We start from the raw sequence: 24767 nt of genomic DNA, 5'->3' as shown, positions 1-24767 counted from the left end.
TTATTATTACTATTACAATGCGTACAGGTACAGTTAAATTTTTCAATGAATCTAAAGGTTACGGGTTCATTACAGACGAAGAAACAGGAAAAGACATTTTTGTTCATGCATCAGGAATCAACGCGGAAGAATTACGCGAAGGGGATAGAGTTAGCTATGAAGAAGAAGAAGGAAGAAAAGGAAAAGTTGCTGCGAAAGTAGCAGTGATCTAAGCATAAAAATTAATTTTTTTGCCTACGAATGTTTAAAACGTTCCGATATTTATCGGAACGTTTTTTTTTGCACCAAAGCGTAGTATTCAAAAAGACTACTGATATTTGACTTTGTTAAACCCTTGGGATGTTAAACACATCACAAGATAAATATTTTTTGTTATTTATAATTAATAAAAATTGTAAATTTACATCGATATAGTAGCCATGTATTTTTAAGTTTTCATTGCTATTTAATAATTTGAAGGGTATCTTTGTCATTTATATTTATTTAAAAAAACCACAACCATGCAATCCGATCAATTAAGTTATATCCCAATTTTAATGCAGTTAGTTTTAGCGGTGGGATTTGTTGTAGGCACCATAATAATTTCTGGTAAATTAGGGCCTAAAAGATCTTCAGAAGCGAAAGATAAAAACTTTGAATGCGGTGTTGAATCGGTAGGAAATGCCAGAATTCCATTTTCTGTTAAATATTTTCTAGTAGCCATATTGTTTGTTTTGTTTGATGTGGAGGTAATTTTTCTGTATCCCTGGGCAGTCAATTTCAAAGAATTAGGAATGGAAGGAATGGTAAAGATGGTGATTTTTATGTCTTTGCTTTTGATAGGGTTTTTCTATATCATCAAAAAGAAAGCGTTAGAGTGGGAATAAAAATTTATTTTTAAATGCTGAATTTTAAATTTTAAATGGTTTCATTATAATTTACAATTCAAAATTTGTAATTCAAAATAATAAAAGATGAGTGATTCTAAAATAAATATGGTAGCGCCACCCGAAGGAGTTGTAGGAGAAGGTTTCTTCGCTACAAAACTGAATGATGTTGTGGGTATGGCTCGTGCTAATTCATTATGGCCATTACCTTTTGCAACCTCTTGTTGCGGTATAGAGTTTATGGCAACAATGGCTTCGCATTATGATTTGGCTCGATTTGGCTCAGAGCGAGTGAGTTTCTCTCCGCGCCAGGCCGATATGTTAATGGTAATGGGAACGATTTCAAAAAAAATGGCCCCTATTTTGCGTCAGGTATATGAGCAAATGGCAGAGCCTCGTTGGGTAATAGCCGTTGGTGCTTGCGCTTCCTCTGGAGGGATTTTTGACACCTATTCTGTTTTGCAGGGAATTGATAAAGTGATACCGGTCGATGTCTATGTTCCGGGTTGTCCGCCAAGACCGGAGCAAATTGTTGACGGAGTTATGAAATTACAAGAGTTGGTTCGAACTGAATCCGTAAGAAGAAGAAGTTCCCCGGAATACCAAGAATTATTAGCTTCGTATAATATCAAATAAAAGAATGGCGCTAGAAACGATACAAATCCAAGAGAAATTAGTTGAGACATTTGATTCAGCTGTTTTTGAATTCAATCAAGAGAGAGATATATTTTCATTTGAAGTTACTGCGGACAAAATTACCGCGGTGATTCTTTTTTTAAAAAATGATCCCATATTGCGTTTTCATTTTTTAACTGATCTGTGTGGAATTCATTACCCAGATAATGATGTAGAACATCAATTTGCGGTAGTATATCATTTACACAATTGGTACGAAAACAAAAGAATTAAAATCAAAGTGTTTATCAATGGTGAAACCCCTGAAATAAAATCGATATCAAGTATTTTCCTAAGTTCAAACTGGATGGAAAGAGAAACGTATGATTTTTATGGGATAAATTTTATTGGTCATCCGCAATTGAAACGTATCTTGAATATGGACGAAATGATTTCTTTTCCAATGCGAAAGGAATTCCCAATGGAAGACAGCGGAAGAACGGATAAAGATGACCGTTTCTTTGGTAGAACAACCGACAATTATTAAAAAAAAACAATTATAATTTTTCACATTAAATAAATGTCAGAACTATTATTATCCCCAGAGCATCGCTATGCTAAAAGAATTGCAGCGCAGTTAAATGAAGATGGAAGCGAGCTTTCTATATTGAATTTAGGGCCTACGCATCCTGCGACTCACGGTATTTTTCAAAATATCCTGTTGATGGATGGAGAGCGAATTCTGGAGGCGGAACCAACCATTGGTTACATCCACAGAGCTTTTGAAAAAATCGCTGAAAACAGACCTTTTTACCAAATCACTCCCCTCACGGACAGAATGAATTATTGTTCGTCGCCTATCAATAACATGGGTTGGTGGATGACATTAGAAAAATTATTGGATATTGAAGTTCCTAAAAGAGCACAATATTTAAGAGTTATAGTAATGGAGTTGGCGAGAATTACGGATCACATTATTTGTAATTCAATCCTTGGTGTCGATACCGGCGCCTATACCGGTTTTTTGTATGTTTTCCAATTTAGAGAAAAAGTATACGAAATATACGAAGAAATTTGCGGGGCTCGTTTGACTACCAATATGGGAAGAATTGGTGGTTTCGAAAGAGATTGGTCACCAGAAGCCTTTAGAAAATTAGATGTTTTTTTAGCTGATTTTCCAGCCGCTTGGAAAGAATTTGAAAACTTATTCGAAAGAAATAGAATTTTTATTGACAGAACTGTAAATGTTGGCGCTATATCGGCTGAGCAAGCTATGGCATACGGATTTACCGGTCCTAACTTACGGGCTACCGGTGTTGATTATGACATTCGTGTTGCGCAACCCTATTCTTCTTACGAAGATTTTGATTTTATTGTTCCGGTGGGAAAATCAGGCGATACATATGATCGTTTCTGTGTTCGTAACGCTGAAGTTTGGGAAAGTTTGAGTATTATTCGTCAGGCATTGGAAAAAATGCCAGAAGGCAACGAGTTCCATGCGGATGTCCCGGATTATTACCTTCCGCCTAAAGAGGATGTGTACAACAATATGGAATCCTTGATTTACCATTTCAAAATTGTAATGGGTGAAGTTCCGGTTCCGGTTGCTGAGGTGTATCACCCGGTAGAAGGAGGTAATGGAGAACTTGGTTTTTACTTGGTTACTGATGGAAGTCGGACGCCGTACAGATTGCATTTTCGCAGACCTTGTTTTATCTATTACCAAGCCTATCCAGAAATGATAAAAGGAGCCTTGCTTTCAGATGCAATTGTTATTTTATCAAGTTTAAATGTTATTGCCGGAGAATTAGACGCTTAATGAAATTATAAAAGATGAATTATAAATTTTGAATAAAAGTTAAAAAACATTAAAAATTTAGCATTCAAAATTTGAAATAATAAAAAATGGAACGTACGTATCACAAACAAGAAATAAATATGACTGAAGCATTGATGTCTCGCATCAATGAATTGATTAGTCATTATCCTGAAAACAAAAGAAAATCGGCGTTATTGCCTATTTTGCATGAAGTTCAAGACGCTCATGAGAATTGGTTGAGTATTGAATTAATGAATAAAGTGGCCGAAATCTTTTTGATTAAACCAATTGAAGTGTACGAAGTAGTGTCGTTTTATACGATGTACAACCAAAGACCAATTGGAAAATACATGTTCGAATTTTGCCAAACCTCTCCTTGTTGTTTGAACGGAGTCGAGGATTTAATGGATTACACTTGTGAAAAATTAGGTGTAAAAGTAGGTGAAACTACTCAAGATGGTCTTTTTGAAGTAAGAGGCGTGGAATGTTTAGGAGCTTGTGGTTACGCTCCAATGATGCAATTAGGAGACTTTTATAAAGAACATTTGACGGTGGCAAAAATCGACCAGTTAATTGAAGATTGCAAAAATGATACAATAGTTTTACACGATACATAATATGTCACAAAAAATATTATTAGATAAAATAAATATTCCGGGGATTAAAACTTACGAAGTGTACCGTCAGAATGGTGGATATGCTTCAGTAGAAAAAGCCATCAAAACATTAACGCCAGACGAGGTTGTCGAAGAAGTGAAAACTTCCGGATTGCGAGGTCGCGGTGGGGCAGGTTTTCCCGCGGGAATGAAGTGGAGTTTCATTGATAAAAAATCAGGAAAACCAAGGCATTTAGTTTGTAATGCAGATGAATCAGAACCAGGAACTTTTAAGGATCGTTATTTGATGGAATTTATTCCTCATTTGTTGATTGAAGGAATGATCACTTCCAGTTATGCTTTGGGTGCAAACCTATCCTACATCTACATTCGTGGAGAATATATGTGGGTTTATAAAATATTAGAAAGAGCCATTAACGAAGCAAAAGCCGCTGGATTTTTGGGTAAAAATATATTAGGTTCAGGCTATGATTTAGAACTATATGTTCATTGCGGTGCCGGAGCTTACATCTGTGGGGAAGAAACTGCATTGATAGAATCGTTGGAAGGAAAAAGAGGAAATCCTCGAATCAAACCACCATTCCCTGCTATTTCAGGACTTTGGGCTAATCCAACAGTAGTTAATAATGTAGAAACAATTGCCGCAGTGCCATGGATTGTTAATAATTCAGGTGCGGAATATGCTAAAATTGGTATTGGTCGTTCTACAGGAACCAAATTAATTTCGGCTTCTGGACATATTAAAAATCCGGGTGTTTATGAAATTGAATTAGGTTTAAGTGTTTATGAATTCATGAATTCTGATGAATATTTAGGAGGAATGAGTTCTGACAGACCTTTAAAAGCATTTGTACCGGGAGGAAGTTCTGTTCCCGTTTTACCTGCTCATTTGATTTATAAAACTGCCGCCGGTGAAGATCGTTTAATGTCCTACGAATCGTTAAGTGACGGTGGATTTGCAACCGGTTCTATGTTAGGATCAGGTGGATTTATTGTGTATAATGATACTTCATGTATTGTACGTAATACTTGGAATTTCTCTCGTTTTTACCATCATGAAAGCTGTGGACAATGTTCCCCTTGTCGTGAAGGAACTGGCTGGATGGAAAAAGTATTGCACCGAATAGAAAATGGTCACGGTCGTGAAGAAGATATCGATTTGTTGTTGAGCATTCAAAGTAAAATTGAAGGGAACACGATTTGCCCATTGGGTGATGCGGCAGCTTGGCCAGTGGCAGCTGCGATTCGGCACTTTAGAGACGAGTTTGAATACCACATTCGTTTCCCGGAAAAAATAAAACATAGAGATCATTTTGTTGCGGAACCTTTTGAAAAAGTAAAGCATTTAGTTTCTAAAGAAATGATTTAAGAGTAAGGATTAACGTTTTTTGATTTCAGAATTAAGATACTCCGTAGGAGTTAAATATTGGTAGATAATGAAAGTAACCATAGACGGTCAAAGCATAGAAGTAGAACCAGGAACAACAATCCTGCAGGCAGCACGTATGATAGGTGGAGAGGTAGTTCCGCCAGCGATGTGCTATTATTCTAAACTAAAAGGAAGCGGCGGAAAATGCCGTTGTTGTTTAGTGGAAGTGGCAAAAGGAAGTGAAGCTGATCCAAGACCAATGCCAAAATTAATGGCATCTTGTGTAACGGGCTGTATGGACGGAATGGAAGTGAACAGTAAATCTTCGCCAAGAGTAACCGAAGCCAGAAAATCAGTAACGGAGTTTTTATTGATCAATCACCCATTAGATTGTCCGGTTTGTGACCAGGCAGGAGAATGTGATTTGCAAAATTTAAGCTTTGAGCACGGAAAGTCAGAAACGCGTTTTATCGAAGAAAAAAGAACATTTGAGCCCGAAAATATAGGACTAAATATTCAATTACACATGAACCGTTGTATTCTTTGTTACCGTTGTGTGATGGTGGCTGATCAATTGACAGACGATCGTGTGCACGGAGTAATGGATAGAGGAGATCATTCTAATATATCAACGTGTATCTCAAAAGCGGTTGACAATGAATTCTCTGGAAATATGATTGATGTTTGTCCGGTAGGCGCTTTAACAGATAAAACATTTAGATTTAAATCGAGAGTTTGGTTTAGCAAACCTTATAATGCACACAGAGATTGCCCAACTTGTTCTGGAAAAACTACCGTTTGGATGTTTGGTGACGAAATTCAACGCGTTACAGGAAGAAAAGATGAGTACCATGAAGTAGATGAATTTATTTGTAATGGGTGTCGTTTTGATCACAAAGATGTTGCGGATTGGATTATTGAAGGGCCGAGAGCCTTTGAAAAAGATTCTGTGATCAATCAAAATAAATACAATAGAAAATTACAAAAAGTGGAAATCGCTACCGAAGAGAATATTCTTTTAGGAAGAGAGAAAGACCGCAAGAAAATAAGCATGGTAGAGTTTCCATTGACTGAAGAAGATATTACGAATCAAAAAAGCTTAGGTAATAATGGATAGTACACTTATCATTGATAAAAGCGTCATTATTGTAGTAGTTTTTGCTATAACAATGCTTATGGCGATGTATTCTACTTGGGCAGAACGTAAAGTTGCCGCATGGCTTCAAGATCGAGTTGGCCCAAACCGAGCGGGACCTATGGGATTGTTTCAACCACTCGCTGATGGTTTGAAATTGTTTTCGAAAGAAGAATTTGAACCCAATACGCCAAACCGGGTGTTGTTTTTTGCAGGTCCGGCCATTGCAATGAGTACGGCCTTAATGACTAGTGCTGTTATTCCTTGGGGCGATCGTTTTCATTTGTTTGGCAGGGATATTTTGCTGCAAGCAGCTGATATTGACATAGCATTATTATACTTTTTTGGAGTTGTTTCTGTAGGTGTTTATGGAATTATGATTGGAGGTTGGGCCTCAAACAATAAATTTTCATTGATTGGTGCGGTTCGTGCTGCCTCTCAAATGGTTTCTTATGAAGTGGCAATGGGGCTTTCAATTATCGCTCTATTGATGATGACCGGGACGTTGAGTTTGAGAGAAATTTCAGCACAGCAGTCTGGAATGAGTTGGAATGTTTTTTACCAACCTTTATCTTTTTTGATTTTCTTGGTGTGTGCTTTTGCGGAGACCAACAGAACGCCATTTGATTTGCCAGAATGTGAAACCGAATTAATTGGGGGGTATCATACGGAATATTCGTCGATGAAAATGGGTTTCTATTTGTTCTCTGAATATGCAAATATGTTTATTTCATCTACTATTTTGGCGGTTTTATTCTTTGGCGGCTATAATTATCCTGGGATGAGTTGGGTGGTTGAAAATTGGGGAATCAATATTGCCAATGTTATAGGTATTGGAGTTCTTTTTATAAAAATATGTGGATTCATTTTCTTTTATATGTGGGTACGATGGACTATTCCAAGATTTAGATACGATCAATTGATGCATTTGGGTTGGAGAATATTGATTCCACTGTCTATCATCAATATAGTGATTACGGGTATTGTAATTTTGAGAAGCGATATTGCGGCTTATTTAGGATTTTAATGTCTACTCTTAAAATAAAATTAATTAGCATTAAATTTAATACATAGATCTCAAAATCACTAGCCCTGATAGTAGCGGCATCCTTTTATTTTTTTCTTTAAAAAATAAAAGATACAGCGAATAGCAGGATTAAGCTTCAAATAAAATAAGTAGAAAGGATTAAAATTGAGTGTTCGATTGCTTCGTTCCTCGAAATGACTAAAAAATGAGTATAGAAAACATATCCTTATCGGGAAGGAAAAAAGTAGTCTCTAATAAAGAGATGACTTTTTGGGAAAGAATGTACCTGGTTGCGATTGTCAAAGGCTTGATAATTACGATTCAGCATTTGTTCACCAGAAAAGTAACGATTCAGTATCCGGAGCAAGTGCGTGAAATGAGTCCTGTGTATCGGGGGCAGCACATGTTGAAGCGAGATGAAGAAGGTCGTGAAAACTGTACAGCATGTGGTTTGTGTGCGTTGTCTTGTCCTGCAGAGGCCATCACGATGAAGGCTGAAGAACGCAGAGAGGATGAAAAACATTTGTATCGAGAAGAAAAATATGCATCGATATATGAAATCAATATGTTGCGTTGTATATTTTGTGGCTTGTGTGAAGAGGCTTGTCCTAAAGACGCCATTTACCTGACGACTTCTAAAGTATTGGTTCCTTCAAGTTATGAACGAGAAGATTTCATTTTTGGAAAAGACAGATTGGTCATGCCATTAGATATCGCAATGAAAAATGCTCAACTTAAAAACGCGAACTAAATGTCTACAATACTTATAATTTTTTGTGTATTGGCTGCTATCACATTAGCAACCGCCTTTTTGACAATTTTCAGCAAAAATCCGATTCACAGTGCTATTTATCTAGTGGTGTGTTTCTTTTCGATTGCGGGTCATTATCTATTATTGAATTCTCAATTTTTAGCCATAGTACATGTCATCGTGTATTCTGGAGCGATTATGATTTTGTTTTTGTTCACGATCATGTTGATGAATCTGAACGAAGAAAAAGAAGTCCACAAACCAAGAATAACAAGATTAGGAGCAATTGTTTCTTTTTGTTTGATATGTTTGATTTTGATTGCTATTTTTATCAACTCAAAACCTATTGTTGGCGAATATGTAACCACTGGCGAAGATTATCAATCTATAAAAGTACTGGGTAAAGTGTTGCTCAACGAATATATGGTGCCTTTTGAATTTGCCTCTATATTGCTTTTGGTCGCTATGATTGGTACTGTTTTATTGTCTAAAAAAGAAAAATTGCAAAAATAAAATGAACAATATTTTAAACCACATTGGTATTGAAAATTATATATTCCTAAGCGTGATACTTTTTTGTATTGGCGTTTTTGGGGTGTTGTACAGACGAAATGCCATAATCGTATTTATGTCAATTGAAATTATGCTGAATGCAGTAAACTTATTGTTTGTAGCATTTTCGACGTATCATCAAGATGCGCAAGGACAAGTTTTTGTGTTCTTCTCGATGGCTGTTGCTGCGGCAGAAGTTGCGGTAGGATTGGCAATTCTGGTTTCTATTTTTAGAAATTTAGGTTCAATTACCATCGATAATTTAAAAAACCTAAAAGGATAAATGGAAATGAATACCAATATAGCTTTAGTTTTAGTTCTTGCTCCTTTTTTAGGATTTTTAATTAATGTTTTCTTTGGCAAAAGCCTTGGAAAATCACTTTCTGGAATAATCGGAACACTTTCTGTTGTTGTCTCTTTTATTGCGACTGCTTATTTCTTTGGGGGAATAGCTGCTCAACCAGAAGGCATTCGAATTGCTCTTTTTGACTGGATCCAAATCAGTACTTTCAAAGTCGATTTTGGATTTCAATTGGACCAACTGTCCATTTTATGGTTGCTTTTTGTGACCGGAATTGGATCTTTGATTCATTTGTATTCGATCAGTTATATGCATGAGGATGAAAATATGCATACCTTTTTTGCGTATTTGAATCTGTTTATATTTTTCATGATTCTTTTAGTAATAGGAAGTAACTTATTAGTGATGTTCATCGGTTGGGAAGGCGTAGGTCTTTGTTCGTATTTGTTAATTGGTTTTTGGCATAAAAACCAAGAATTTAATGACGCTGCAAAGAAAGCATTTATTATGAACCGTATTGGGGATTTAGGGTTGTTAGTTGGAATTTTCATTCTGGGTAATTTATTCTCGACTTTAGATTACGCTACTTTAAAAACTGCTATTGCCGGTGCAACGGATCTTGATATGTATTGGCTTTCTGTTGCTGCTTTCGCGTTATTCATTGGTGCTTGTGGTAAATCAGCACAAATTCCATTGTATACGTGGTTACCGGACGCGATGGCGGGACCAACACCGGTTTCGGCACTGATACACGCGGCGACGATGGTAACAGCAGGAATTTTTATGATTACCAGATTGAATTTCTTATTTGATTTGACTCCGGATGTACAATCGATTATTGCTATTGTTGGAGCGGTTACTGCTCTGGTTGCTGCAACCATTGGACTGCTGCAAAATGATATCAAAAAAGTTTTGGCGTATTCTACTGTTTCTCAACTGGGATTAATGTTTTTGGCTTTGGGATTGGGCGCTTATGAAGTGGCTGTTTTCCATGTAATCACGCACGCTTTCTTTAAAGCTTGTTTGTTCTTGGGTTCCGGTTCTGTAATTCATGCTTTGCACGGTGAACAAGACATGCGCAAGATGGGTGGATTGAAAAAAGCGATGCCAATTACTTTTGCAACAATGCTTATTGCTTCATTAGCGATTTCAGGAGTTCCATTATTCTCCGGTTTTTTCTCTAAAGACGAAATATTATTAGTGGCTTTCCATAATAACATTCCGTTATGGATTGTAGCTTCGGTTGCCTCTATAATGACTGCTTTTTATATGTTCCGTTTAATGTTTTTAACGTTCTTCCAAGAATTCAGAGGAACAGCAGAACAAAAGCACCATTTGCACGAAAGTCCAGCTTTGATTACCATTCCTTTGATTGTTTTGGCAATATTGGCTACTATAGGTGGTATGATCAGTTTGCCTGGAAATAGTTGGTTGAATGAATATTTGACTCCTATTGTACCTAAATTAGCCACGGCAGAACACCATTTAGGAACTACTGAATACATCTTAATGGTTATTGCTGTTGTGGGTGGATTGGTTGGAATTGGTATTGCTTACGCTAAATACATCAAACAAAACGAGGTTCCTACAGAGGATGCGGCCATTACAGGATTTTCTAAAGTTCTTTACAATAAATATTATGTGGACGAATTTTATGATGCTATTTTTGTTAAACCAATTAACTTTTTGTCTCGTTTTTTCAGAGACACAATAGAAACGGGTGTAACAGCTTTTGTTTTTGGTATTGGAAAAGTAGCAAACGAAATAAGTTTTCAAGGAAAGAAAGTCCAAAACGGAAGTATCGGTCTTTATCTCTTTGCCTTTGTTTTAGGACTTTGTGCTATTGTTTCGTATTTGTTTTTAGCAGAATAACCGAATTTATACACAAGTTTTCATAATACTAAAATTATAATTTTAAAATAAATTTTCTTTTAAAAATCTGGTTCGAAGGATGTTTAAAAAACAATAAATAATTACAAATGAATGTATCTCTAATATTAATTATACTTTTGGTCGGTACGTTTGCAACGTATCTTGCAGGCGATAAGCTAGCTTCAAAAGTAGCTTTGTTCTTTGGGTTAGCTGCTGCAGGCGCTTCAATTGTATTATTAAATCACTATAATTTAGGTGAAAACATCAGTTTCATCAACCAGTGGATTACGCAACCTAATATTTCTTTCGCTCTAAAAGCAGATGGATTGTCAATGGCGATGCTTTTATTGACTACGGTTTTGACTCCAATAATTATATTCTCTTCTTTTGGAAATCAATACGAAAATTCAAAATCTTTTTATGCGTTAATCTTGTTCATGTCATTTGCAATGGCAGGAACATTCTTAGCATCAGACGGTTTGTTGTATTATGTTTTTTGGGAATTATCATTGATTCCAATTTACTTCATCGCTTTAATTTGGGGTAACGGAGACGTAGAAGAACGCAAAAAAGCAGTAGTTAAATTCTTTATCTACACCTTAGCAGGTTCTTTATTTATGTTAGTGGCTTTTGTTTATATGTATCAAAAAGCGGGAAGTCTTTTATTAGAAGATTTATACAAATTGAACCTAACAGCAACTGAACAATTGTGGATATTCTTAGCTTTCTTCTTGGCGTATGCCATTAAGATTCCATTAATTCCTTTTCATACTTGGCAGGCAAATGTGTATCAGAAAGCACCAACCGTTGGTACGATGCTTTTGTCAGGGATCATGCTAAAAATGGGATTGTATAGCGTTATTCGTTGGCAATTGCCTTTGACACCTCTGGCAGCTAAGGAATACATGTATATTTTCATCGGACTTGGACTTGCAGGGCTGATTTACGGGTCTATCGTTGCATTGAAACAAAAAGATTTGAAGAAATTATTAGCGTATTCTTCTTTGGCTCACGTTGGATTAATAGCAGCCGGAACGTACACGTTGACATTAGATGGATTGCGTGGTGCTGTTTTACAAATGATTGCACACGGATTTGTAGTTGTTGGATTGTTTTATGTAGCTGAAATTATTTTTAGAAGATATGAAACTAGAGCAATTGCTGAAATGGGCGGCATTCGTTCACAGACACCAAAATTTACATCAATGTTTTTAATCTTGGTTTTAGCCTCTGTTGCTTTGCCAACTACTTTTAATTTCATTGGAGAATTCACCGTTTTATACAGTCTTTCACAAATCAACATTTGGTTTGCTATTTTAGGAGGAACAACCATAATATTAGGAGCGTATTATATGTTGAAAATGTTTCAACATGCCATGTTGGGCGAAACTAATTCAAAACCTTTTGCGGATGTAACGTTCAATGAAGGAATAACTTTGGTACTAATAATTGGTGTTTTATTCTTTTTTGGGATGTATCCAAAGCCAATTACTGATTTGATTACCCCAAGTCTGGAAGAAATTTTAACTCAAATAAACCGAATTAACTAAGTCAAATAAAAAAATGAATACATTAATAGCTATAATAGGATTAGGTGTTTTATGCCTTTTATTTGAAATCTTTAATTTAAGAAGAGCCATTGTTCCAATAATGATTATTGGATTATTGGGAGTGCTGGGTTTAACTATATCTGAATATAATTCAACGGAAAGTTACTATAGCAACATGATTGTTGTGAGTAAATTTTCAACTACTTTTTCGTCTTTGTTTATTGTGCTAACCATTTTCTTGGTAGCTTTAGGACATAATTTTTACGAAAATCACCAATCTAAAATCTCGGATTATATTGCCATAAAAATATTTTTATTAGCAGGGGCAGTGGCAATGGTTTCTTTTGGAAACTTAGCGATGTTCTTTTTAGGAATCGAAGTGTTGTCCATTGCACTTTACATTCTTGCTGCAAGTGACCGTTTGAGTTTGAAAAGTAACGAAGCGGGAATGAAATATTTTTTAATGGGATCTTTTGCCTCTGGAATCATTCTTTTTGGGATCTGTTTAATTTATGGTGCCATGGGAAGTTTTGACGTTACTGAAATCAGTGAATTGTCGCAATCAGCGGAATTGCCAGTTTGGTTTCCAATAGGAATTGTGTTGGTTACCATAGGGATGTTGTTTAAAGTGGCGGCAGTTCCATTTCATTTCTGGGCACCTGATGTTTACGAAGGTTCTCCAGCGTTGACCACTGCATTAATGAGTACTTTGGCAAAAGTAGTTGCTATGGCTAGTTTGTACAAATTACTATCAGTAATGAATGCGGATGTTTCTGAGTCATTCAAAATGGTAGTCGTTGTGATTTCGATGGCTTCGATGACCGTTGGTAATATTATGGCATTGAGACAAACAAACGTGAAACGTATGTTGGCTTTTTCTGGCGTTTCTCATGCCGGTTTTATGTTGATGACTTTATTGAGTTTGTCTACATCAGCTGGAAGTTTGTTGTATTATGCCTCAGCGTATTCTTTATCTGGAATCGCTGCTTTTTGTGTGATTTTATACGTTTGTAAAAATAGAGACAACGAAGATGTTGTAAATTTCCACGGATTAGGAAAAACCAACCCTTTATTAGCGGCCATTCTTACGGCAGCTTTACTTTCTATGGCAGGTATTCCTATTTTTGCGGGTTTCTTTGCTAAGTTGGTTTTGTTCAATCAAACGATTCAAGCGGGTTATTTGACTTTAGTGATCGTAGCAGTGATCAATTCGATTATAAGCGTTGGGTACTACTTCAAATTGATTTTGGCGATGTACACTAAAGAACCAAATGAGGAACGAAAAGGAACGCCGGTTGTTATTTATGCGGTTGCCATTGTAGCAATTTTGTTGAATATCGCATTAGGGTTGTTTCCATCCTTAGTGTTGGATTTGTTGGCATAAATTAAATCTGTATATTAAAAAAAATCCTGATGACTTAGCTATCAGAATTTTTTTGTCATGTGTTTTTGCAATGAATTGTGTGCTCAATCTAATGGAACGGTATTGTCTTTTTTCAAAATAGATGGTCATAATTTCTGGATCTGTTAAATCTGGCTTATCGTTGTTACTGAATCGCTCACAAGTATATTTTAAATCTTTTCTAGTTTTTCACAAATTGTCGAATAAATTTGCACTAATTTTAATGCTTTAGTCTGAATAATAGTATGTTTAAAAGCACTTCGAGAATTCCGTAAGTCGCTGATTTTTATACTTTAATAAGATATATAGAAGATGTTTCTGTTTTTTTTAATCGATTTGTAATACTGATTCTTAACACTTGTTTCGCATTAGAATTGAAATAATAAAATCTGGGACTCTCCAAAAGCTGGAGACGATACCGAAGAGTCTAAACTGACTATGAGTTTACTTTTTAAATCCAAACGCTTTTAGAAATGAAGGCGTTTTTTTTATGTTTATCTTTACTCGAAATTAAAAGGCAATGCTCAAAATTGGACATCGTGGTGCTAAAGGATACGAACCGGAAAACACTCTTGTTTCGTTCCAAAAAGCATTAGACCTACATGTGGACGGTATTGAACTCGACGTGCATTTGAGTGCTGATGAAGAATTAATTGTTATTCACGATGAAACCATTGACCGTACGACCAATGGAAAAGGTTTTGTAAAAGTTTTATCTTTGCAAGAATTAAAGGCATTTCGAATAAATGGAAAGCACCAAATCCCTACGCTACAAGAGGTTTTTGATTTGGTAAACCAAGGCTGCCTGATCAATATTGAACTCAAAAGCTACGAAGCAACAGACAAAGTAGTCTCACTCATTGAAAAATATGTTGCTAAAACAGGTTGGAAATATGATCGTTTTTTAATTTCCAGTTTTGATTGGAATGCGTTGCAGCAAGTGGCTTTTTTAAATGATAAAATTTCAATTGGCGTTTTAACGGAAACTGATTTAGACTTGGCTTTGGCTTTCGCCAAATTCATTCAGGCAAAATCCATTCATCCGCATTTTCATTTATTGACAAAAGAAAACACGGCGCAAATGCAAGAAAAAGGATTGCAGGTTTTTCCTTGGACTATCAATGAATTAGAAGATATTGAAAAAATAAAAACGTTCAACGTAAACGGAATCATCACCGATTTCCCAAATAGAATATGAATCAGAATTTTGATATAATAATAGTAGGCGGTGGCGCAGCAGGTTTTTTTACAGCGATTAATATCGTAGAGAAAAATCCAAAATTGAAAGTCGCCATTCTGGAGCGCGGTGCAGAGGTATTGCAAAAAGTTCGCATTTCCGGCGGCGGAAGATGCAACGTGACGCACGCTTGTTTTGAGCCAAATGAATTGGTGAAGTTTTATCCGCGCGGCGAAAAAGAATTACGAGGTCCTTTTCATCAGTTTTGTTCTGGTGATACGATTGAATGGTTTGAGAAACATGGTGTAGAATTAAAAATAGAAGGAGACGGACGCATGTTCCCGGTTTCGAATTCTTCACAAACAATTATTAATTGTTTTCTAACTGCCACACAAAAACTGGGTATTACAGTACTTACAGGACAAAGTGTACAATCAATTTTCAAGAAAGAGAATGAATGGAAAATCGAAACCCAAACTGAAAATTATCTTGCCGAAAAACTGATTCTAGCTACTGGGAGTAATCCTAAAGTATGGGAAATGTTACAGAATTTTGGTCATGCAGTTGTCAGCCCGGTTCCTTCTTTATTCACTTTTAATATCAAAGATTCCAGAATAAAAGAATTACCCGGAGTTGCGGCGCAAGTAACCGTAAAAGTAAAAGACACCAAACTCAGCTCAACAGGACCGTTGTTAATTACCCATTGGGGAATGAGCGGACCGGCGATATTGAAACTCTCCGCTTGGGGAGCCCGCATCTTGCATGATAAAAATTATCAGTTCAATATTTTCGTGAATTGGTTGAACGATGCTGACAAAGAAGATGTCGAGAAAAAGCTAAAAGACTTAAAACAGGAACACGCGAAAAAATCAGTTTCCAAGAAATCTCCTTTCGAATTAACCAATAGATTATGGGAAAGTTTGGTGTTCGCTTCCGGAATTGAAGCGGAGACGAAATGGGCCGATTTGTCTAAAATTCAATTGACGAATCTTGCGAATCAATTAACGAATGGCACTTTTCAAGTGAATGGAAAAAGCACCTTTAAAGAAGAATTTGTGACGGCAGGCGGAATTGATTTAAAGGAAATCAACTTCAAAACCATGGAAAGCAAATTGCATGAAAACCTATATTTTGCTGGTGAAATCGTAAATATTGATGCGATTACAGGCGGATTCAATTTTCAGAATGCGTGGACTAGTGGATTTATTGTGGCGAGTGCTATATAATAAATCAACGCTTTAACAGTGTGGAAGCCTAAAAGGTTAAAAAACTATCCTTTATTCAACCACCAGATACTTCCATTCAAAACCGCTGCAAAACTTACCCAAGCCAAATACGGAATGAATAAATAGCCCGCAATTTTATTGATTTTTGAAAACTGAAGGTACGTTTCAAAGATCATCAACCACAATACAATAATTTCTAATCCGGCTAACATCGGGTTGTGTAATCCAAAGAATAAATACGACCACAAAGCATTCAGTGCTAATTGAATCGCAAAGAAAATCAACGCTTTTTTTACTAGTTCTTTTTCTACTTCTATTCGGTCCCAAACTAATCCAGCCGCAACACCCATCATCACATATAGCATACTCCAGACTGGTGCAAAGATCCAATTGGGCGGATTAAAAATTGGTTTTATTAAGGTTGGATACCAAGTGGTAATGGCAGAACGAGTAACCGTACCAGAGAAATAACCAATCGCAAGACACGTAACAACAACAGCTAATATTCGGGTGATTTTATTCATTTTTATATTTTTCTAATGTGAGCCAAATTTACTCAAATCTTTGTAACGATTAACCAACTAAACGAATAAACAAATAACCCAAAAAAAGTATCTTTGCATAAATTTATACATTCATGATTTCAGCAAACGATTTTATCCCATCACAATATACACATTCGATTGAAGAAGGCAATTTTCAATGGAGCGCACCAAGCAATATTGCCCTTGTAAAATATTGGGGAAAAAAAGACAATCAAATTCCTGCAAATCCTTCGGTGAGTTTTACGTTGAACAATTGTAAAACGATTACGAAATTGGCTTTCGCCAAAAAAAATACTTCAACTGCGCTAAACATAAAAGATGATTTTTCTTTTGACTTACTTTTTGAAGGACAACCAAAAGAAGATTTCAAACCAAAAATCCAAAAATTTCTGGAGCGAATAGAAATTTATTTACCTTTTTTGAAAGACTACCATTTTACGATTGACACGGAAAATACCTTCCCACATAGTTCCGGAATTGCTTCATCAGCATCTGGAATGGCAGCTTTGGCGATGAACTTAATGAGTTTAGAAAAAGCACTAAACCCTGAAATGACCAAAGAATATTTTTATCAGAAAGCGTCTTTGCTGGCACGTTTGGGTTCTGGAAGCGCTTGCAGAAGTGTAAAAGGACAAGTTGTAGTGTGGGGAAATCATGCAAATATCTCCGGAAGTTCGGATTTATTTGGCGTGGAATTTCCAAATGCAATTCATGCTAATTTCAAGAATTTTCAAGATACTATTTTATTAGTTGACAAAGGTGAGAAACAAGTTTCAAGTACCGTGGGACATGATTTGATGCACAACCATCCTTTTGCCGAAAGGCGGTTTGCACAAGCGCATGAAAATTTAGACCAATTGATTTTAATTTTCGAAAGTGGAAATTTAGAGGAATTTATCAAAATTGTAGAAAGCGAAGCCTTAACTTTACATGCCATGATGATGACTTCGATGCCTTATTTTATATTAATGAAACCGAATACGTTGGAGATTATAAATGCGATTTGGAAATTTAGAAATGAGACTAGAATTCCGGTTTGTTTTACGCTTGATGCCGGTGCAAATGTGCATGTTTTATATCCTGAGAATGTTGCCGAAAAAGTTTTACAATTTATTCAGCACGAATTAGTTGGCTATTGTCAAAATGGTCAGTACATTTGTGACGAAATTGGAAATGGAGCGGTATTGCTTTAATTTATTTATTTTTCACTATCTTTAATTTTTAAAGACCTGAAAACATGGACATTCAATCCGAGAAATTAGAATTGATAAAAATGTTGTTAGAAACTGACGACACAGCCATAATTGAAGCTGTGAAAAACATTTTCAAATCACAAAAAAAAGAGGTTTGGAAAAATTTATCACCTGAACAACAAGAAGAAATTGACCTTGAAATTCAGGAAGCGAATCGTGGCGATCAAGTTGATTTATAAAACAGCACATTAAAAAATGCCTAATTGCCAACCCCCAAATTGTTAATTTACAACACCATATGAAAGGACCTTTATTTTACTCAAAAATACTACTCTTTGGAGAATACGGAATAATTCGTGACTCAAAAGGGCTTTCAATTCCATATAATTTTTATAATGGTGCGCTCAAAAGAGACGGAAATTCGTCTGAAGAAGCGGTAAAATCAAATGGGAATTTAAGGCGTTTTGTTATCTATCTAGACACTTTACAAGACGAACACCCCAATCTGGTTACTTTTGATTTAGACCTCTTGAAAAATGATGTGGAAGCCGGAATGTATTTTGATTCCAGTATTCCTCAGGGTTATGGCGTAGGTAGCAGTGGTGCACTTGTAGCCGCTATTTATGATAAATATGCTCAAAATAAAATTACGGTTCTGGAAAATTTGACTCGTGAAAAATTATTGCAGCTAAAAAATATATTTTCTCAAATGGAGAGTTTTTTCCACGGAAAAAGTTCTGGATTAGATCCTTTGAACAGTTATTTGAGTATCCCTATTTTAATCAATTCTAAAGATAACATTCAAGCAACCGGAATTCCAAATCAAAGCTTTGACGGCAAAGGAGCCGTATTTTTGTTAGATTCTGGAATTGTGGGCGAAACCGCTCCCATGGTGAATATTTTCATGGAAAACCTGAAAGACAAAGGATTCCGCGCCATGTTGAAAAATCAATTTGTAAAATATACAGATGCCTGCGTTGAAAATTTCCTGGGCGGAGACATGAAATCATTGTTCATGAATACCAAGAAACTATCTAAAGTGGTCTTGAATAACTTTAAACCAATGATTCCGGAACAATTTCACAGCATCTGGCAACAAGGAATTGACAGTAATGATTATTATTTGAAATTATGTGGTTCTGGTGGCGGTGGTTACATCTTAGGATTCACAGAAGATTTAGAAAAAGCCAAAATTTCCCTGAAAGAGTATAAACTAGAAGTCGTGTACCAGTTTTAAACATCCTCTCCCCAACCCTCTTCAAAGGAGAGGGAGAAGAAAACCTAAAATAGCACCCTTATTATTGGGAGCACATTCTTAAATAAATCTAAATGTTAAGCAGGCACCACAAACTTCTCCTAATGAAAATTGCAAGTTTGTTCTCTGTGGTTAGAGGCTATAACATTCCGGTCATTATCCTGGCACAATACCTCTCAGCCATATTTATTTTGGCTCCTGACACAAGAGCTTTGGCTATTTTACTCGATTTCAATTTATTTATCTTGGTTTTTGCTTCATCACTAACAATTGCTTCGGGATATATTATCAATAATTTTTATGACAGCCAAAAAGATTTAATCAATCGCCCTAACAAGTCCATGTTAGATCGATTAGTGAGTCAAAAAACAAAACTAAACGTCTATTTTACATTGAATTTCATAGTTGCCTTAATGGCTCTGTTTGTTTCTTGGCGTGCTTTTTTATTCTTTTCCCTATACATTTTCGTTATTTGGTTTTATTCCCATAAAATAAAAAAATACCCTATAATAGGAAATTTGACAGCGGCTTTACTTGCCGTGACCCCTTTTTTTGCCATACTATTGTATTACTACAATCAGATCCCGTTTGAAGAAATTGAAAATTACAAAAGACAGCTTGGAGTAATATTTGTGCATGCCTCTTTTTTGTTCTTATTGCTGCTGATTCGGGAAATGATTAAAGACCTAGAAAATCTGAAAGGCGATTTAATTACTGATTATAAAACGATTCCCATTGTTTATGGAGAAGAAATTTCAAAAAAAATCATAACCTTTTTGACACTCCTTACCGTTTTCCCCGTTTATGTTTTAATCGAAATTTACGATGTGGGATATATGGATATTTATTTTTATTCCTCGCTCATAATCCTTATTTTATCCTTGCTTTACTTGTGGAAATCAAATGCTAAACCACAATTCCTATTGCTTCATAATGTCCTGAAATTTTTAATTGTCTCTGGAGTATTTTGTATTGTACTGATTGATCCGAGTGTTTTATGGCACGGCAAAAGATTGCTGATGATGCTTTAGACAATCCCTTTTTAAGAATTACTAAAAAAAACCTCTATCATCAGGCTAGGCATTCTCTTGAAATAGAAAAAGGGTTCCTACTATAAAATTAGAAAATCACAACCATTTATTAATTTGATTTTTAATTTTATGTATTCAATAAAAACAAAAAAAGAGCAGTTTTTATGCTATGGGGCATTGTACAAACCCTTTTTCGGGTTCATTTCATTGCTAAACGTGATTCCGCAGGATTGCTATAATACGTTCTACAGTTTTCTTGTTGACTCCCTTTCTTTCAATTTTGTCTTAATGACAACCGTTTCATAGGGAATGTGTTCTTCTTTAGATTCCAGTCGATCAATAAGTAGTTTAGCAGCAACTTCGCCTATTTCTATGCCATGCTGACTGACCGTGGTCAAACTGGGAGACAACCTACGGGAGGCGAGTATACCATCTGCAAAACCTATGATAGAAAGTGCTTCGGGAATTTTATATCCTTTTTTGAGTCCAATTCTCAAAGCAGCTACGGAGTCATTTTCGTCCAAAGCAAAAATCCCGTCAATTGTATTGGTATCAAAAATATTTTCTATGAGATTATTTAGATTTTCATCACAATCGGTTCTCAAAATTATAGCCTTATTAATGGGTATATTGTTGACTTCTAAGGCTTTAATATAGCCGGCAGCACGCAATTTCCCGACACTCAAATTATCAACTGAAGAAAACAGCGCTATGTTTTTGCACCCTAAATCAATTAAATGTTGGGTAGAATCTAGGGCCGAATCAAAATCATCTACAATAACTTTGTCACAATCAACGCCATCCGCAATTCGATCAAACATCACAATAGGAGTTCCATCATTAATGATTGCCGAAAAATGACTGTATTCCTGATTTTTTTGAGCCTCTTCAGAAACCGAAACAATAAATCCGTCGATAGTACCATTGCTGAGCATCTCCAAAGTATGCGCTTCTTTATCCAAAGATTCATTTGAAATACACATAATCACATTGTATCCTTTTTCATCAGCCACTTTCTCGATACCACTAAATACTTTGGCAAAGAAAGAATTCAAAATATTAGGAATAATCACCCCAATGGTTCTTGTTTTCCTGTTTTTTAGGTTCAAACCAATTACGTTAGGTTTGTAATTTTTTAGCTTTGCGTATTCTTTTATTTTTATTTTAGTTAACTCACTAATTTCCGGACTATCATTAAGTGCTTTTGAAACTGTAGAAACAGAAACATTCAGTTCTTTTGCGATTTGTTTTAGTGTAGCTCTGGCTTTCATAAAAAAATGTTTAGTGTAATTAATAAAGAAAAAAGGGACAAGATGTAAATAAATAGAATATTAACAATTAGATCGACAAAAATAGCGATTATAATATAAAAATTGGCTCTGAAAAATGAGGAATGTTCAATAAATTTACATAGAAATTCACAACAAAACAATCTATCGACGGTTTCGATTAATTCTAAATTCATTGCCGGAAAAATATTTCAAATATACATTTGATAATCAGCACTAAAACAAGAAAAAAATAATCTTTTAAGGTATTTGTATTTAAAATAATTAATTGTACTTTTGCAACCCCTTTATTGGGGATGGAATGTTTAATTAAAATAATATTATGGACGCATTAAGCTACAAGACACAATCAGCAAGCAAAGCCACCGTTACAAAAGAGTGGATTGTTGTAGATGCTGATGGGCATAACTTAGGTCGTATGGCTTCGAAGATCGCAATGATCCTTAGAGGTAAGTACAAAGCAAGTTATACGCCACACGTTGACTGTGGAGATAACGTAATTGTTATCAACTCAGAAAAAATCAACCTTACAGGGAACAAGATGAAAGAAAAAACTTACATCCGTCACACTGGTTATCCTGGAGGACAAAGAACTTTAACTGCTGAAGTATTGCAATCAAAAAACCCTGCATTACTAGTTGAAAAAGCAATAAAAGGAATGCTACCTAAAAACAAATTAGGTGCTGAACTTTTTAGAAATTTAAATGTTGTTGTAGGATCAGAGCACAAACAAGGCGCTCAAAAACCTAGAACAGTTAACCTTAACGATCTTAAGTAATGGGAGTTATTCACAAAATCGGTAGAAGAAAAACCGCTGTTGCACGTGTTTATGTTTCGGAAGGAACAGGAGTAATCACTGTAAACAAAAAAGCATTCGAAACATACTTCCCAACTGCAACGTTACAGTACAAAGTATTACAACCTATGTCTATGACAGAAAATGTAACAAATTTTGATGTAAAAGTGAACGTTTACGGAGGTGGTTCAACTGGACAAGCAGAAGCAGTAAGAATGGCATTGGCACGTGTTATGTGTGAAGTAAATGCTGAAAACAGAGCGATACTGAAACCAGAAGGTTTATTGACAAGAGATCCAAGAATGGTTGAACGTAAGAAATTCGGTCAGAAGAAAGCTCGTAAGAGATTCCAATTCTCTAAACGTTAATAGTACCTGTCTTGTATTATTTATACAAGACGTATTGATTATTAAATTTAAAAACAATGTTGTTGTTGTCCCGTTGAGACGGGAAATTAGTTTAGCATCTAAATGAAACCCAATTAAAAGATTGAATCTTTAAATCAAAAAGGAACATTGCTAATCAACAGAACGTAAACTAAACAAAAAATGTCAAACAAAGTAGAAGTAAAAGAATTACTAGAAGCAGGTGTACACTTCGGACACATGACTAGAAAATGGGATCCAAACATGGCTCCTTACATTTATATGGAGCGTAATGGTATACACATTATCAATCTTTATAAAACAGCAGCAAAAATTGAAGAAGCGAATGAAGCTTTGAAAAAAATCGCTGCATCAGGTAGAAAAATATTATTCGTAGCTACCAAAAAACAAGCTAAAGACATCGTAGCTGAAAAAGCTAAAGCTGCAAACATGCCTTACATCACTGAAAGATGGCCTGGTGGAATGCTAACTAACTTCGTAACTATCCGTAAAGCTGTTAAAAAAATGGCAACTATTGATAAAATGAAGAAAGATGGTACTTTCATGACACTTTCTAAAAAAGAGCGTTTGCAAGTAGATCGTCTTCGTGCCAAATTAGAGAAAAACTTAGGTTCAATAGCTGACATGTCAAGACTACCAGCTGCATTGTTCGTAGTTGATATCAAAGCAGAACATATCGCAATAAAAGAAGCTCAAAAATTAAACATTCCAGTTTTCGCTATGGTGGATACCAATTCTGACCCAAGAGAGGTTGAATTTGTAATCCCATCTAACGATGATGCTTCTAAATCAATTGACAAAATCTTAACTTTAGTAACTGGTGCAATTATCGAAGGACTTTCTGATAGAGGATCTGACAAAGAAACTGATCTTCCTGTTGCTGCTGAAGTAGTAGCTCCTGTTGCTGCTGAAGTAGTTGTTCCTGTTACCGAAACAGTAGCTCCAACTCCTGCAACTGAAGAATAAAAATAAATTTAAAGATTGAAGAATTTAAAGATAAAAATTATTGATTGTAAAATTAATGATGAAGTCTTTAAATTTCTCAATCTTTTAATCTTTAAAATAAAAAAATTATGGCAACAATTACTGCTGCAGACGTAAATAAATTAAGAACAATCACTGGTGCAGGAATGATGGACTGCAAAAAAGCCTTGGTTGAAGCAGAAGGAGATTTTGATTTAGCTATCGAAAACTTACGTAAAAAAGGACAAAAAGTAGCTGCAAACCGTTCTGATAGAGAATCTACAGAAGGTGCTGCAATTGCTGTTGTAAATGCTGATAAAACTGCTGGAGTTGTAATCACCTTAAACTGTGAGACTGACTTTGTAGGAATGAATGAAAGCTTCGTGAAAATGGCTACTGAAATGGCTAATCTAGCATTGAACTTCAATACAAAAGAAGAATTTTTAGCAGCTGATTTCAACGGAATCACTGTTGCTGATAAATTAATCGAACAAACTGGTGTTATCGGTGAAAAATTAGAAATCAGAACTTTCGAGAAATTAGAAGGTGCCTTTATCGGATCTTACATTCACTCCGGAAACAAAATTGCTACTTTAGTGGCGCTATCTGCAAATGTAGAGGGTGCTGAAGAAGTTTCAAGAAACGTATCGATGCAAGCAGCTGCAATGGCTCCAATAGCTTTAGACGAAACGGGTGTTGATGCTGACACCATCGCTAAAGAAATAGAAATTGCTAAAGATATCCTACGTCAAGAAGGTAAACCAGAAGCAATGCTAGACAATATCGCTAAAGGTAAACTAGCCCGTTTCTTTAAAGACAATACGTTAGTAAACCAAGATTATATCAAAGACAACAAAATGAGCGTTGCTGCTTATGTTAAATCTTTAGACAAAGATCTTATCGTTACCGGTTTTAAAAGAGCTGCGTTAGGATAATCATCCTAAAATGGTTTTAGAATCTCTAAATTTATTTTAGAAGTTTTCTAACCTCAATATAAAATCCCATTTTGTTCTAAAACAAGATGGGATTT

At 35.5% G+C, this 24767-nt stretch carries 27 protein-coding genes; 25 read left to right on the top strand and 2 right to left on the bottom strand.

What is annotated here, in order from left to right; genetic code table 11:
* Positions 1 to 17: 17 nt before the first annotated feature.
* From EKM03_RS10445 to EKM03_RS10365, 17 genes are all read left to right on the top strand, one after another.
* Positions 18 to 212, top strand: a complete 195-nt coding sequence (locus EKM03_RS10445) for a cold-shock protein (protein ID WP_007137066.1) — start codon at positions 18 to 20, stop codon at positions 210 to 212.
* Positions 213 to 500: 288 nt separating this feature from the next.
* Positions 501 to 866 carry an NADH-quinone oxidoreductase subunit A gene (locus EKM03_RS10440; RefSeq protein ID WP_126458217.1) on the top strand — a complete coding sequence of 122 codons (366 nt, stop codon included), beginning with the start codon at positions 501 to 503 and terminating at the stop codon, positions 864 to 866.
* 87 nt (positions 867 to 953) lie between these two features.
* Entirely contained in the window at positions 954 to 1502 is a 549-nt protein-coding gene (locus EKM03_RS10435) for an NADH-quinone oxidoreductase subunit B (RefSeq protein ID WP_113664545.1), read from the top strand.
* A gap of 4 nt (positions 1503 to 1506) precedes the next feature.
* Positions 1507 to 2028, top strand: a complete 522-nt coding sequence (locus tag EKM03_RS10430) for an NADH-quinone oxidoreductase subunit C (RefSeq protein WP_126458220.1) — start codon at positions 1507 to 1509, stop codon at positions 2026 to 2028.
* A 33-nt stretch (positions 2029 to 2061) separates the two neighbouring features.
* Positions 2062 to 3300, top strand: a complete 1239-nt coding sequence (locus EKM03_RS10425; RefSeq protein ID WP_126453972.1) for an NADH-quinone oxidoreductase subunit D — start codon at positions 2062 to 2064, stop codon at positions 3298 to 3300.
* A gap of 86 nt (positions 3301 to 3386) precedes the next feature.
* Positions 3387 to 3917, top strand: coding sequence for an NAD(P)H-dependent oxidoreductase subunit E (locus tag EKM03_RS10420; RefSeq protein ID WP_126740376.1), 531 nt, complete (start codon positions 3387 to 3389; stop codon positions 3915 to 3917).
* A 1-nt stretch (position 3918) separates the two neighbouring features.
* Complete coding sequence (gene nuoF / locus EKM03_RS10415) at positions 3919 to 5286, top strand: NADH-quinone oxidoreductase subunit NuoF (RefSeq protein ID WP_126553081.1); 1368 nt, start codon at positions 3919 to 3921, stop codon at positions 5284 to 5286.
* A 67-nt stretch (positions 5287 to 5353) separates the two neighbouring features.
* The gene (locus tag EKM03_RS10410) at positions 5354 to 6403 is read left to right on the top strand and encodes a 2Fe-2S iron-sulfur cluster-binding protein (RefSeq protein ID WP_126740374.1); all 1050 of its coding nucleotides are present in this window, start codon (positions 5354 to 5356) and stop codon (positions 6401 to 6403) included.
* Positions 6396 to 7448 (top strand): NADH-quinone oxidoreductase subunit NuoH, encoded by a 1053-nt coding sequence (gene nuoH, locus EKM03_RS10405; RefSeq protein WP_126453962.1) that lies wholly within the window; start codon positions 6396 to 6398, stop codon positions 7446 to 7448. Before EKM03_RS10410 ends, nuoH begins: the two co-directional genes overlap by 8 nt.
* Positions 7449 to 7653: 205 nt before the next feature.
* Positions 7654 to 8199: an NADH-quinone oxidoreductase subunit I gene (locus EKM03_RS10400; protein WP_126458232.1), complete on the top strand. Its 546-nt coding sequence runs from the start codon at positions 7654 to 7656 to the stop codon at positions 8197 to 8199.
* Positions 8200 to 8712, top strand: coding sequence for an NADH-quinone oxidoreductase subunit J (locus EKM03_RS10395; protein WP_126453958.1), 513 nt, complete (start codon positions 8200 to 8202; stop codon positions 8710 to 8712). It begins immediately after the preceding gene.
* A gap of 1 nt (position 8713) precedes the next feature.
* A complete protein-coding gene (gene nuoK, locus EKM03_RS10390) occupies positions 8714 to 9034 on the top strand; it encodes an NADH-quinone oxidoreductase subunit NuoK (protein WP_066079401.1) in 321 nt (106 codons plus the stop codon).
* Positions 9035 to 9040: 6 nt separating this feature from the next.
* Positions 9041 to 10924 (top strand): NADH-quinone oxidoreductase subunit L, encoded by a 1884-nt coding sequence (gene nuoL, locus EKM03_RS10385; RefSeq protein ID WP_126564497.1) that lies wholly within the window; start codon positions 9041 to 9043, stop codon positions 10922 to 10924.
* 107 nt (positions 10925 to 11031) lie between these two features.
* Positions 11032 to 12474 carry a NuoM family protein gene (locus EKM03_RS10380; RefSeq protein ID WP_126740372.1) on the top strand — a complete coding sequence of 481 codons (1443 nt, stop codon included), beginning with the start codon at positions 11032 to 11034 and terminating at the stop codon, positions 12472 to 12474.
* 13 nt (positions 12475 to 12487) lie between these two features.
* A complete protein-coding gene (locus EKM03_RS10375) occupies positions 12488 to 13858 on the top strand; it encodes an NADH-quinone oxidoreductase subunit N (RefSeq protein WP_126740370.1) in 1371 nt (456 codons plus the stop codon).
* 538 nt (positions 13859 to 14396) lie between these two features.
* A complete protein-coding gene (locus EKM03_RS10370; RefSeq protein ID WP_126740368.1) occupies positions 14397 to 15074 on the top strand; it encodes a glycerophosphodiester phosphodiesterase family protein in 678 nt (225 codons plus the stop codon).
* A complete protein-coding gene (locus tag EKM03_RS10365; protein ID WP_126740366.1) occupies positions 15071 to 16279 on the top strand; it encodes an NAD(P)/FAD-dependent oxidoreductase in 1209 nt (402 codons plus the stop codon). Before EKM03_RS10370 ends, EKM03_RS10365 begins: the two co-directional genes overlap by 4 nt.
* Before the next feature lie 44 nt (positions 16280 to 16323).
* Here EKM03_RS10365 and EKM03_RS10360 read toward each other — a convergent pair whose 3' ends face one another.
* Positions 16324 to 16803: a TspO/MBR family protein gene (locus EKM03_RS10360; RefSeq protein ID WP_126740364.1), complete on the bottom strand. Its 480-nt coding sequence runs from the start codon at positions 16801 to 16803 to the stop codon at positions 16324 to 16326.
* Between the two features lie 113 nt (positions 16804 to 16916).
* Here EKM03_RS10360 and EKM03_RS10355 point away from each other — a divergent pair, with 113 nt between their 5' ends.
* From EKM03_RS10355 to EKM03_RS10340, 4 genes are all read left to right on the top strand, one after another.
* A complete protein-coding gene (locus EKM03_RS10355; RefSeq protein ID WP_126740362.1) occupies positions 16917 to 18017 on the top strand; it encodes a diphosphomevalonate/mevalonate 3,5-bisphosphate decarboxylase family protein in 1101 nt (366 codons plus the stop codon).
* 44 nt (positions 18018 to 18061) lie between these two features.
* Positions 18062 to 18256, top strand: coding sequence for a hypothetical protein (locus tag EKM03_RS10350; protein WP_126458256.1), 195 nt, complete (start codon positions 18062 to 18064; stop codon positions 18254 to 18256).
* A gap of 59 nt (positions 18257 to 18315) precedes the next feature.
* Positions 18316 to 19254: a mevalonate kinase gene (locus EKM03_RS10345; protein ID WP_126458259.1), complete on the top strand. Its 939-nt coding sequence runs from the start codon at positions 18316 to 18318 to the stop codon at positions 19252 to 19254.
* A 92-nt stretch (positions 19255 to 19346) separates the two neighbouring features.
* Positions 19347 to 20303: a geranylgeranylglycerol-phosphate geranylgeranyltransferase gene (locus EKM03_RS10340; RefSeq protein ID WP_126458262.1), complete on the top strand. Its 957-nt coding sequence runs from the start codon at positions 19347 to 19349 to the stop codon at positions 20301 to 20303.
* A gap of 245 nt (positions 20304 to 20548) precedes the next feature.
* Here EKM03_RS10340 and EKM03_RS10335 read toward each other — a convergent pair whose 3' ends face one another.
* Positions 20549 to 21574 (bottom strand): LacI family DNA-binding transcriptional regulator, encoded by a 1026-nt coding sequence (locus EKM03_RS10335; RefSeq protein ID WP_126458265.1) that lies wholly within the window; start codon positions 21572 to 21574, stop codon positions 20549 to 20551.
* Between the two features lie 340 nt (positions 21575 to 21914).
* On the opposite strand from EKM03_RS10335, the gene rplM reads away from it, so the two are divergent.
* The 4 genes from rplM to tsf all read left to right on the top strand — a co-directional run bounded on the left by rplM (position 21915) and on the right by tsf (position 24672).
* Positions 21915 to 22370: a 50S ribosomal protein L13 gene (gene rplM, locus EKM03_RS10330; protein WP_066080505.1), complete on the top strand. Its 456-nt coding sequence runs from the start codon at positions 21915 to 21917 to the stop codon at positions 22368 to 22370.
* Positions 22370 to 22756 carry a 30S ribosomal protein S9 gene (rpsI, locus tag EKM03_RS10325; protein ID WP_126453913.1) on the top strand — a complete coding sequence of 129 codons (387 nt, stop codon included), beginning with the start codon at positions 22370 to 22372 and terminating at the stop codon, positions 22754 to 22756. Before rplM ends, rpsI begins: the two co-directional genes overlap by 1 nt.
* Before the next feature lie 180 nt (positions 22757 to 22936).
* On the top strand, positions 22937 to 23740 hold the full coding sequence (rpsB, locus tag EKM03_RS10320; protein ID WP_126740360.1) for a 30S ribosomal protein S2: 804 nt from the start codon (positions 22937 to 22939) through the stop codon (positions 23738 to 23740).
* Positions 23741 to 23847: 107 nt separating this feature from the next.
* The gene (tsf, locus tag EKM03_RS10315) at positions 23848 to 24672 is read left to right on the top strand and encodes a translation elongation factor Ts (protein ID WP_126458271.1); all 825 of its coding nucleotides are present in this window, start codon (positions 23848 to 23850) and stop codon (positions 24670 to 24672) included.
* Positions 24673 to 24767 lie beyond the last annotated feature (95 nt).

The sequence above is a fragment of the Flavobacterium sp. GSP6 genome (assembly GCF_003984855.1).
Lineage (GTDB): Bacteria > Bacteroidota > Bacteroidia > Flavobacteriales > Flavobacteriaceae > Flavobacterium.
This window is presented reverse-complemented; position numbering and strand designations above follow the sequence as displayed.